Source organism: bacterium (assembly GCA_028821235.1).
In the GTDB taxonomy this organism is placed as follows: Bacteria; Actinomycetota; Acidimicrobiia; order Spongiisociales; family Spongiisociaceae; genus Spongiisocius.
Genome location: JAPPGV010000089.1, coordinates 97,862 through 108,863, shown reverse-complemented (window position 1 = coordinate 108,863; position 11,002 = coordinate 97,862). Strand labels below are relative to the sequence as shown.

Genomic DNA, 11,002 nt, shown 5'->3' with positions numbered 1-11,002 from the left:
CCGTATGCAGACCGGTGTAGCCCTACAGGGTCGTTACCCTCCCCACGTATTCGAGGACATGGTCCGGGTAGTCGACCGGTGCGGGTACGACTACCTCTGGCTCACCGACTCCTCCCTCCACACCCGAAACCCCTACATGCACCTGACGCTGGCGGCGAGGTTGACCACCCGCATGGTGCTGGGAACCGCGGTGACCAACCCGCAGACCCGCCATCCCGGCATCGTGGCCGTCAATGCAGCCAGCCTCGAGGAGTTGGCGCCGGGAAGGACGGTCCTCGGTATCGGAGCGGGCGATCGCCCGCTCCGCTCCCTCGGCCTGCGGCCCGCCCGGCTCCTGGAGATGCGCCAGTCGATCGAGGTTATCCGCCGGCTCCTTGCCGGCGAACACGTCACCTACGAAGGGGCTGGGTTCACTATGGACGACGCCCACCTTCGGTTCGAAGCCTCATACCGGATCCCGGTGTTCATCTCGGCGAGCGGACCCAAGACCCTGGAGTTGGCCGGCGAGATCGCCGACGGGGTCATCTTCCTGGGCGGCCTGTTCCGGGACGGGGTCGCCTACGGGTTGGAGCACATCGACCGGGGCGCCGAGCGAGCAGGCCGGTCCCGCCCCCACGTGTCCGTCTTCGGCTACGGAGCGATAGACGACGACGATCCCGCCGGCGCCCTGCAGGCGGCCCGCTCGATCGCCGCCTGGTTCCCCCAGACCGCGCCGGTCTACTGCGAGTTGGCCGGTCTGGACCCCGCCATCTCGGCCGACGTCAAGGCTCGGTATGCAGGAGGCGAGTTCCAGGAGGCACTCGCCGCGGCTTCGATCATGCCCCGGGAATTCGTCGAGAAGATGGCCTTCGCCGGCGACAGCGACCAAGCGATGGCCCACCTCCGGACCCTGGCCGACCTGGGAGTGGATTCGGTGACGGTGTTCCCGCTCGGTTCCCGGCGCCGGGAGACCGTCGAGGCGTTCTCCAGGGTCTTCTCCCGCCTGTAATGGTCCAGGAACCGACCCCTTCCCCGTGGTGGCCGCCGCTGCTCAGGATCCACCATGTCGCCTTCGCGCACACCCCGACGTCTGCGCCACACGAACGGTTCGCTGAGCTGCTGGGCGTTCCGGTCTGCCACGAGGAGGACGGACCGGGATTCACCGAGAGGATGCTCCCGGTCGGGGACGGCTTCGTCCAGACCCTCGAAGCGACCGGCCCCGGGGTCGTAGGCAAGTTCGTAGACAAGCGCGGCTCCGCTCTCCACCACATCGCCTTCGAGGTGGAGGACATCGGGGAATGCCTCCGGCGGCTCGCCAGCGTGGGCGTTCAACTCATCGACGAGCAGCCCCGTCCCGGCGGGATGGGCACGATGATCGCATTCGTCCACCCCCGCGAGTTCGACGGCCTGCTCGTGGAACTAGTGGAAACGCCAGATGGCTAGTCCCTAGGGTTGTGGCCAGCGGTCAGTACACCTCAATATGATCTAATCAATCACCAAAATCTAATACCTAGCAACTAGCGATCGAGAAGCCCGGCGTACTCCTCGGGGACCTCCATCCGGTCGATGCAGGTGAAGAAGCTCTCGGTCGCCTTCGCCAGCACCTCCTCCTCGTCGAAGACCAGGAACTCGCGCCCTTCCATCACCACCGTGCCGTCCACGATGGTCGTGTCGACCGCGGCGCTCTCCGCGCTGTAGACCAGGTGTGACATGAGGTGGATCTTGTTGCCCGGCACCCAAGGGGTGAAGTGGTGGTTCTGCAGGTTGACCAGGATCACGTCCGCCACCTTTCCTACGCTCAACTCGCCCGTCTCGTGGCCGAGGGCACGCGCGCCGTTCCTGGTCGCCATGCCCAGGATGGCGGGCGCCTGCAGGATCGACGCGTCCTTCCGCTCGGCCCGATGAACCAACGACGCCCACTTCATCACCTGGAACAGGTCGCAACTGTTGGTTCCCTCCGCCGAGTCGTGGCCCAGGCCGACGTTGAGGCCTGCCTCCAGCATCTCGGGCAGCCGGGCGATACCGTTGCCGAGCTTGGCATTGGAGGTGGGGTTGTGGGAGATATGGGTTCCTGTCTCGCTCATGAGCCCGATCTCCCGGTCCGATAGGTGCACGCAGTGGGCGGCCACGCAATCCGGTCCCAGGATCCCGGTGTCGTATGCCACCTCGGTGGGCCGGCGGCCGCCGAACGCCTGCTTGGAGATCTCGACCTCGCCGAGGGACTCGTTCAGGTGGATGTGGATACCGGTCCCAAGCTGGTCGGCCAGCGCCCGGCAGTCCACCAGCAGTTGCTCGGACGCGAGGGGTAGCCACTCGATACCCACGTAGACCTCCACCCGCCCGTCGCCCATCCCGTGGCACTCGTGGTAGGCCGATTCGTTGTCCTCGATCACGTCGAGGTCGTGCTCCGGGTCGGCTATGTCGTTGGAGAGAACCACCCGGATCCCGCTGTCGACTGCCGCCCGCGCCAGGGCCGGGAGTTGGCGGAACATGTCGTTGGCGGTGGTGACACCGGCCTTCAGAGACTCGCTGTAACTGGCCATGGCCGCCCAGTAGGCCTCTTCGGGATTGATCGCCCGGATCATGGGATACCAGAACCCCTGCAGGATCTCCCACAGATCCAGATGGTCGCAGTAGCCCTTTCCGATGGCGGTGTGGTAGTGGAGGTCGACGAATCCCGGCAGCGCCGCTTTGCCGCCGGCGTCGATGACCTTCGCGGTGGCGCGGTCGTATCCGGACGCCGCCTCGGATCCTCCGACGGCGACTAACCGGTTGCCCTCGATGACCATCGATCCGTCGAAGATGACATCGTCCTCCTCGTTCATCGTCACGATGGCAGCGTTCTCGATGATGATCCGATCAGCCACTATCTCCTCGCTTTCGCAGTGGGCCTCTCCAGGTCTCGGGTAAGCAGGTGGGATCGCGCCACCGGCGCCACAACCGTCTCCTCCTGGCTACCTGCGCATGGTACGGGCTGTCGGCCCCAGTTGCTCGGGTAGCACGGCATAGGCGTCCTCGATCCATTGGCACAGGATGGGCCTGGTCCGGCGGGGGTCGATGATCTCCGGCACTCCAAAAGCCTCTGCCGTCCGGAACGGCGACGACAGCCCGTCGTATTGCTCCTCCAGCCGGGCAAGCCTTTCCGCCGCTTCGTCTGGTGGCAGGGCGTCGAGTTCCCGGCGGAAAGCGGCTCGTACCCCGCCCTGGATCGGGATGGAACCCCACCGGGCAGACGGCCAGGCGTAGTGAAGGTTCAAGCCCTGCAGCCGACCGTAGCTGGTGCCCGCCAGACCGAAGAGCCTTCGCACGATCATGCCGCACCACGGAACCCGCGACTGCTCGATGGCGGAGATGAGGCGGATGGTCCCTCGCACTGCCCCTTCGCGCTCGGCTTCCAGCCCGATCACGGTGCCGGGCTGGTCCACGAAGTTCACGATCGGAACGTGGAAGGTGTCACAGAGATCCACGAAAGTCTCGACCTTCTCTGCAGCGGCGCGGGTCAGACCGCCCCCGAACCGGTAGGGATCGTTGGCGATCACGCCGACCGGATAACCGTTGAGGCGGGCCAGCATCGTGATGGATGAAGGTCCGTAGGCGGGAGCGATCTCGAAGAGCGTGCCGCGGTCGAAGACCAGCGAGAGGAGCCTCCGCGAGTCGTAGACCCGGCGCTGATTCCGCGGGATGATCGAGGCCAACTCGTCCTCGGCGCGGTCGGGAGAGTCGTCGCCGGGTTGGCGGGGGGGCAACTCGAAGACACTCTGCGGCAGGTACGACAGGAACCGCTTTGCCTGGCAGATCGCCTCCTCCTCCGAGTCGGTCGCGTTATCGATGACTCCGCTCTCCTCGGTGTGGATGTGGGCGCCTCCCAGTTCCTCCTTATCGATGTCCCGGCCCAGGGCGACCCGCGCCACCGGAGGGCCGGCGGCGAACACCTGGCTGGTGCCGCGGACCATCACCGAGAAGTGGCTGCTGGCGGCCTTCATAGGACCGAGACCTGCTGACGGACCTAGCACCAGGGCCACCACAGGTACGTAGCCGAGCATCCCGGCGAGGGGCCACATGCGGTACCCGGGGATCTTGGTCCGCCCCATCTTCTCGAGCAGGCGGACACTTCCGCCGACATTCTCCACGAGACGGATCATCGGCATCCGCATCTCCAATGCGTACCGGTTGATGAACTCCCACTTCTCGGAGATCTGCGCTTCCGTCGAACCTCCCCTGATCGTGTAGTCGTCGGCTTCGACGGCCACCCGGCGACCGCGGACCCGGCCGGTGCCGATGATGGTGTTGGCCGGTTTCACGGTCACGAGCCGGCCCTCCGCGTCGTAGGTGGCCGCACCGGTGAAGGTCCCGATCTCCTGCCAGGTACCCTCGTCGAGCAGTAGGCTGAGCCTCTCCCTGGCGGTGAGCCGACCGGCGTCGTGCTGGCGGGCCACGGCCTCCTCCCCGCCCATCGAGAGCGCATACACCTTCCGGCGCTCCATCTCCTCGAGTTCGGGGTCCCAGATCACTTCGCCTCCATCCTGCTCATGACCCTACGAGGGTACTGAAGAATGTCCCGTTGGCCCGAGAGCCGGAAACAAAACCCCAGGTAGGGGCATCGCGGGCCAACCAAACCCCGTCTTTTTCAGCACCCTCCCAAGAGATCGGGAATGTCCTCGACACGCTCCGCGATCAGCGCTCCGGCGGCCGCCAGCATGTCACGTTTAACCACCGCACGGTCGGTATCGAGCCGTACCATCGCCGATAGGTGGCCGAAGGAGGATCCGGCCGGGTAGGCGTCCTGGAACTGGCCCACGATCATCGCCACGACCGGTTTGGTCACCTCGCCGCGCTCCATGGCGGCGGCCATTTCGGCCTCATGCTCCGATCCCGGCTCGCCGAAGACCACGATGCTGCGGGTGGCCTCGTCCGCCTCGAACCAGCGGGCGTACTCGGCCATGGTTCTTCCGGTGATCGACTCCCCTCCCATCGAGACGCAGGTAGAGACCCCGCTGCCGGCCCTGGCTAACGAACGCGCGATCTCGGCGGACATTCCCCCCGACCGGGAGCAGACACCCACGGTTCCGGGGCGGAACAGGTCGTCGGGCCGCGGCCCGCCGATGCCCCCCAGCTTCGTCCTTCCCGGTGAGATGATGCCGTTGGTATTGAACCCGATCAGGACCGAACCGGCGTTCCGAGCGGCGACGGCGGCCCGCCAGGCATCCTGCCGGGGCAGGTTCTCGGCAATGGCCACGATCGGCGACAGGCCGGAGGCGGCCGCCTCGACCACCGCGTCCGCTGCGTGGCGGGCCGGCACGTATTGAACGGCCGCGGTGGCCCCGGTCCGCTCGACTGCTTCGGCCACCGTATCGAAGACCGGCACCCCCGAGACCGATTCACCACCCCGTCCGGGCGTTACGCCGGCCACGATCCGGGATCCGTAGTCGAGGCAAAGCCGGGTATCCACCCGGCCCACGGAGCCGGTTATGCCCTGGACCAGGATCCGGGTCCGCTCGTCGACCAGGATGCTCACCGGCTGCGTTCGATCCGCACCAGCGCGTCACCGGCCTCGATCACGTCTCCCTCCGCCACCGGGATGTTTACCACTGTCCCGGCCACCGGAGCAATGACGGGCATCTCCATCTTCATCGACTCGAGGATGAGGAGCTCCTGCCCGGCTCGCACCCGTTCGCCTTCGGCGACGGTGATCCGCCAGACGATCGACGCCATGTCGGCGCGGACGATCACCGGCTGATCCTGACCAAGGTGTCCACGGCCTCTCCCAGACTCGCTCCGGACGGAAGGTACCGCAAACCGGCCCGTCCTGCCGCCAGCCTCCGGGCCCGATCGGCGTTGAGCCCCTCTAGCCGGACCACCACCGGGATCGGACCGTCTCGGTCTCCGAGCCGGTCCAGCCCCATCAGGAGTCTCTCCATGATGAGGTCGCAAGGGGCCAGCTGGAGGATGTTGAAGCTGACCAGCAGACGCGAGAGGTTGGGGTGGCCGAGCACGGCCTCGATCAGCACGTCCAGCTTCTCGGCCGATACCCCGGCGCCCAGGTCGCTGTGGTTGGCCGGTCGCATACCCGCTTGGACCAGCAGATCGTGCTGGTAGAGCCCGGCGCCGCCCCCGCCCACCAGCAGCCCCGTATCACCGTCGAGTTCCACGTAACGTACGGAGGCGCCCGGAAGCCGGCGATCGGCCTCTGCCACGACGGCCTCCCGCTCGCTGAACCCGTCGGGACGCCATCGGAGTTCCGGATGCCTGAAGAGGGCGTTGCCGTCCATCTCGATCAGCGCTCCGACTGCGATGAACAACCCGTCGGCCGACCTGGCCAGCGGGTTCAGTTCCACCAGCAGCGCATCGTCGAAGAAGACGCCGGCTGCCGACACGGTCAGCTCGACCAGCGCAGGTGGGACCCGGGCGTCGCCCAGCGCCCGCCGCCAGAGACGCTCCGCCCCGTCTTGGGGCAGTTCTGCCAACCCCTCGAGGTCAAGGTGAACCATCGCATCGCCCGAGCTCTCGATGTCAACACCTCCTGCGCCGGATGCGGTGACCCGGGGACCGCGAGGACCCCACGAGAAGGCGGTATAGAGCTCTCCGGCCACGGCGACAGCCTCCTCCACGTAGACCGACCGGCACCGATGGCCCAGGATCCGGGAACCGAGCAACTCATGCGCCGCTCGCGCCGCGGCGTCCCGTCCGATGGGGCCTATCACGCCATTGTTCTTGGACCGCCGGTTCGCCGGGACCAACGCCTTGACGAAGACCTCGCCGTCCAGAGCCCGCGCGGCAGACCCAGCCTGTTCCGGTGTGGTGGCGACGGCACCCCGCGGAACCCTGACCCCGGCCCTGGCCAGGCGGGCCTTGGACTCGTGTTCCAGCAACCTCACTCCGGTGGCATTATGGTCAGGTCACCCAAGGAGGACCAGGGTGAGAGGACCACGGTGAGCCGGACGCTGGTAATGGGAGATCCCCTCGTCGTCCTCGGCGATGCTTCCCCGGGGTATATCCGGGACGGCGCGCTCGTCGTCGAGGATCGGACCGTCTCCCGGATCGGAAAGAGGCGCGAGCTGGAGGGCCTCGGTCCGTTCGACCGGCGGGTCGGATCGCGCCGCCATACCGTCCTTCCGGGATTCATCAACGGTCACTACCACTCGGGTTCAGCCCTGAGCAGGGGCATGGCCCAGTACATCTTCGAGCGGGCCAACGTCCACTTGCATGGCATGTGGACCCCCGTTACCGAGGAAGACCTATACCACGCGGTACTGGCCAACGTCATGAACGATGTGCGAGGTGGCCAGACCGGGTTCGTCGACCTCAACTACGGCCGGTCGGGTCTGCCCAACTTCGGGTACGACGCGATCCTGGCGGCCTACCGGGACCTCGGAGTCCGGGTGGCCCTCGGCGTGGTGACCAGGGACCGCAACACCCTGGTCCATGCCGACGACGAGTCGTTCCTCGCCATGCTTCCCGAGGATCTGGCTGCTCGGGTGCGCGCCTCGGCGATGGGTTACGCATGGCCGATCGGCGAGGTGTTCGCCACCTACCGGGACCTGGTCTCCCGCTGGGATCACCGGGAGGGCCGGATCCGGGTCCTGCTCGCCCCCGACTGGACGCCGGCGTGCTCGGACGAACTCTACGTGCGGAACCGGCGCCTCGCCGATGAGTTCGGAACGGGGATCATGACGCACGTGCTCGAGACCCGCTCCGAGATGATGTACGCGCTGGAGAGCGACGGCAAGACGGCTATGCGCCGCCTGGCGGATCTCGGGGTGCTGGGGCCCGACGTGTCGTGTTCCCATTTCGTCTGGGCGACCGACGAGGACATCTCGATACTCGCCGACACGGGAGCGGTGGCCGTCAACAATCCCGGCTCCAACCTCCGGCTCAGCACCGGGATAGCCCGGGTGAGGGACATCATGGACCGCGGCGGGCGGGTGTGCTTCGGCACCGACAACATCTCCTTCTCCGACTCCGGCGACTTCCTCCAAGAACTCCGCCTCGCCGCCTATCTGCAGAGAACGCCGGGATTGCTCGAGGTCGGGCGCCTCGATTCGGAGGCCGTGCTGCGAGCCGCTGCGGAGAACGGCGCCCGGGCGATCCGCTTCGAGTCCGAACTCGGCTCGCTCGGCGTCGGCAAGGAAGCCGACCTGGTCGTATTGAGCCGGGACCGCTTGTTCTGGCCGGAGGAACGCTACGCATCCACCCCGCCCCTGGACGTGATCCTCGACCGAGCCTCCGCCGCCGACGTGGCCTCGGTCATGGTCGCCGGAGAGATCGTGTTCGACGACGGCGAGTTCACCCGCATTCCGCACAGCCGTGTGCACGACTACGTCACCGAAGCGGCTGCGCGCATCATGGGAAGCGACCCCGACCCCGAGTCGGTGCGCCTGGGATGGGAGGTAGACCCCTACGTCCTCGACTTCTACCGCCCGTGGGCCCGGACACCGTTGGAGCCGGCGGCCGTTTACAACGCCAAGCATCCGCCCCTTACGGGGAACGGTTCAAGAGGGGAGTGACCATGCCCTTGGTGGTGGATTGCCACATGCACATCATGGAACACGACTGGAACCCGATGAACGTGTCCTCGGGCATGGCCGAATCCTGGGCGAGGCAGGTGCGCTGGTACGACCCGCCCAAGTCCGACCCCGAGTACTTCGCGGAGGCTTGGAGTGTGGCTGCCGACGGCAACGGCGATAAGGCGGTGGCTCGTATGGACGAGGCCGGGGTAGACGCGTCGGTGATGATGCCCATGGACCACGGAGTCGGCCTGGGCGAAGAAGGCGTCATCCCCATCGCGGAAAAGAACCGGCTCTGCGCCGAAGCCACCAAAAGACACCCCGGACGCCTCTACACCTTCTGCGGAGTAGACCCCCGCCGCCCCGACGCCCTCGACATCCTCACCACAGCAGTAGACGAATGGGGCGCCATAGGCCTCAAGCTATACCCCACCAACGGCTTCTACCCCGACGACGAAGACCTCGTCTACCCCCTCTACCGGTTCCTCCTAGAACGAGACCTACCCGTACTCCTCCACCAAGGACACTCCGCAGGCCGGCACAAATCCAAGTTCGGACACCCCATCTACGTCGACTCCGCCGCCGCCGACTTCCCCGACCTACGCTTCATCCTCGGCCACTCCGCCCGCTACGAAACCTGGGCACACGAAGCCATCTCCGTCGCCATCTACAAGACCAACATCCACCTCGACATGAGCCTATGGCAACACTGGATCTCCCCCGACGAACTAACCCGCAAGATCGTATGGATGAGAGACCGCATCGGAGCAGACCGGATCCTGTTCGGATCCGACATGGCCGGCATAGAAGTCTCCCTCACCCTCAAACAATGGGTAGACCAATTCCGCATGCTCCCCGAATGGGCCAAACAACTGGGCTACCGCATCCCCCAACACGAAATCGACCAAATACTCGGAGAGAACACCCGCCGCGTGTACCGCCTAGACCACCACCGAAACAGCGGACGGTGACCAGAAACGGTGGCCGGTGAGAACCGGCTACCCGTGATCGGAGAGTCAGTCCTCCGTGTTCAGCGGTGGGGGCCGGCGATCCCACCACGGGTCGGCCTCTTCGAGTTGGGCGGCGAGGCGGAACAGTATGGCCTCGTTGCCGAAGGCGGCGCCGATCTGGACGCCTACGGGGAGACCGTCAGGTGTCATGCGCATCGGAAGGCTCGCGGCGGGGCAACCGCTCAGGTTGTAGAGCGGGGTGAAGGCCATGTGCCCCCACAGCCTGTCCATGTAGTAGTCCAGGTCGTCCCCCATCATATCGAGGCCGCGTAGCGGGAGGGGTGGATCGGCGAGGGTGGGGCTCAGGATGATGTCGTACTCGTCGAAGAACCCGGCCATCTGACGGCCGGTGCGATGAGCCATCACCAAGGCGTTGGCGTAGTCACGCGCCGACAGACGGTTCCCCTCCTCGGCGGCCAGCCGGGTTATGTTCTCCAGATCGTCGCTCCGGAGGGCACGGCCCAGCGCATTCAGCCGTAGCGTGACGTGGTTGGCGGTATGCCCCACGAGGATCGTGGTTATCGCTCGGCGGGATTCGGCCCCCGAGACCGGAGGCACGGCGGGGGTGACCGTGTGACCGAGTTCCGCTAGCCGGCCGGCGACCCGTTCCGCAGCCAGCACGCACTCCGGGTCGACGGGTTCCCCGCAGAGGCCCTCGGTCCACAGAGCAATGCGGAGCCTGCCCGGGTCCCTGCCGACCTCGGCCAGGAAGTCGCGATCGGGTACGGGCGCGGTGTAGGGGTCGCCGGGTTCCGGTCCGTGGGCGACGTCGAGGAAGACGGCACTGTCCCGCACCGTGCGGGAGACGACATGGTACGTGGCAAGACCGCTCCATCCCTCCCCCGCGTCGGGACCGGCCGGTGTCCGTGCCCTGGTCGGTTTCAGACCGAACAGCCCGCAGTTGGCGGCCGGACTGCGGATCGAGCCTCCCCCGTCGGTTGCCTGCGCGACGGGCACCATGCCGGTGACCACCGCCGCCGCGCCTCCGCCACTCGACCCTCCGGCGCTGCGGGACCTGTCCCATGGGTTGAGGGTCGGCCCGTAAAGAACCGGCTCGGTGGTGCCGCTGATCCCGACCTCAGGCGTGTTGGTCTTGGCGAACAGGAGGAGACCGGCCTCTCGGTACCGCGCGATGATGGTGCTGTCATGGTCCGCGACGTTCCCCTGGTAGAGGCGGGATCCGTTGGTGGTGGGTTCGCCGGCGCAGAGTCCGTGAAGATCCTTGAGCATGAAGGGAACCCCCGACACCGGCCCCGGAGGAAGTCCGCGGGAGATCGTTTCCCTGGCCGCGTCCTCCATGAGATGTATGACCGCGTTGACACCGGGATTCCTGGTCGCTACCCGTTCCAGCGCCGCGTCGAGCAGCTCATCGGGGGTGGTCCGGCGGTCACGGATGAGGCCGGCCAAGCCGAGGGCGTCGTGGTCTTCGTACTCATCGAACAAGGCCATTAGGGTTTCCTCGCTGGTTGAGATCCGATCTCAGCTTATCGGAGGTCAGGGAGGGCGCTC

General features: G+C 66.6%; 10 protein-coding genes. 4 read left to right on the top strand and 6 right to left on the bottom strand.

The window, feature by feature from the left end; all coding sequences use genetic code 11:
* Nucleotides 1-4 precede the first annotated feature (4 nt).
* Together OXK16_10510 and OXK16_10505 are read left to right on the top strand one after the other, a co-directional pair.
* A complete protein-coding gene (locus OXK16_10510; protein MDE0376381.1) occupies nt 5-988 on the top strand; it encodes an LLM class flavin-dependent oxidoreductase in 984 nt (327 codons plus the stop codon).
* The gene (locus OXK16_10505; GenBank protein ID MDE0376380.1) at nt 988-1,422 is read left to right on the top strand and encodes a VOC family protein; all 435 of its coding nucleotides are present in this window, start codon (nt 988-990) and stop codon (nt 1,420-1,422) included. Before OXK16_10510 ends, OXK16_10505 begins: the two co-directional genes overlap by 1 nt.
* Nucleotides 1,423-1,496: 74 nt before the next feature.
* Here the strand turns inward: OXK16_10505 and OXK16_10500 are convergent, their stop codons facing one another.
* The 5 genes from OXK16_10500 to OXK16_10480 form a co-directional block, all read right to left on the bottom strand.
* Nucleotides 1,497-2,846, bottom strand: coding sequence for an amidohydrolase (locus tag OXK16_10500; GenBank protein ID MDE0376379.1), 1,350 nt, complete (start codon nt 2,844-2,846; stop codon nt 1,497-1,499).
* 87 nt (nt 2,847-2,933) lie between these two features.
* Nucleotides 2,934-4,490, bottom strand: a complete 1,557-nt coding sequence (locus tag OXK16_10495) for a propionyl-CoA carboxylase (GenBank protein MDE0376378.1) — start codon at nt 4,488-4,490, stop codon at nt 2,934-2,936.
* 116 nt (nt 4,491-4,606) lie between these two features.
* Nucleotides 4,607-5,494, bottom strand: a complete 888-nt coding sequence (locus OXK16_10490; protein MDE0376377.1) for a succinate--CoA ligase subunit alpha — start codon at nt 5,492-5,494, stop codon at nt 4,607-4,609.
* Nucleotides 5,491-5,691 carry a biotin/lipoyl-binding carrier protein gene (locus OXK16_10485; protein MDE0376376.1) on the bottom strand — a complete coding sequence of 67 codons (201 nt, stop codon included), beginning with the start codon at nt 5,689-5,691 and terminating at the stop codon, nt 5,491-5,493. The genes OXK16_10490 and OXK16_10485 overlap by 4 nt, the downstream gene beginning before the upstream one ends.
* Before the next feature lie 14 nt (nt 5,692-5,705).
* Nucleotides 5,706-6,854 carry an acetate--CoA ligase family protein gene (locus OXK16_10480; protein ID MDE0376375.1) on the bottom strand — a complete coding sequence of 383 codons (1,149 nt, stop codon included), beginning with the start codon at nt 6,852-6,854 and terminating at the stop codon, nt 5,706-5,708.
* 54 nt (nt 6,855-6,908) lie between these two features.
* Here OXK16_10480 and OXK16_10475 point away from each other — a divergent pair, with 54 nt between their 5' ends.
* Both OXK16_10475 and OXK16_10470 read left to right on the top strand, forming a co-directional pair.
* A complete protein-coding gene (locus OXK16_10475; protein ID MDE0376374.1) occupies nt 6,909-8,483 on the top strand; it encodes an amidohydrolase family protein in 1,575 nt (524 codons plus the stop codon).
* A gap of 2 nt (nt 8,484-8,485) precedes the next feature.
* Nucleotides 8,486-9,454 carry an amidohydrolase family protein gene (locus tag OXK16_10470; GenBank protein ID MDE0376373.1) on the top strand — a complete coding sequence of 323 codons (969 nt, stop codon included), beginning with the start codon at nt 8,486-8,488 and terminating at the stop codon, nt 9,452-9,454.
* A 45-nt stretch (nt 9,455-9,499) separates the two neighbouring features.
* Here the strand turns inward: OXK16_10470 and OXK16_10465 are convergent, their stop codons facing one another.
* Entirely contained in the window at nt 9,500-10,942 is a 1,443-nt protein-coding gene (locus tag OXK16_10465) for an amidase (protein ID MDE0376372.1), read from the bottom strand.
* Nucleotides 10,943-11,002 lie beyond the last annotated feature (60 nt).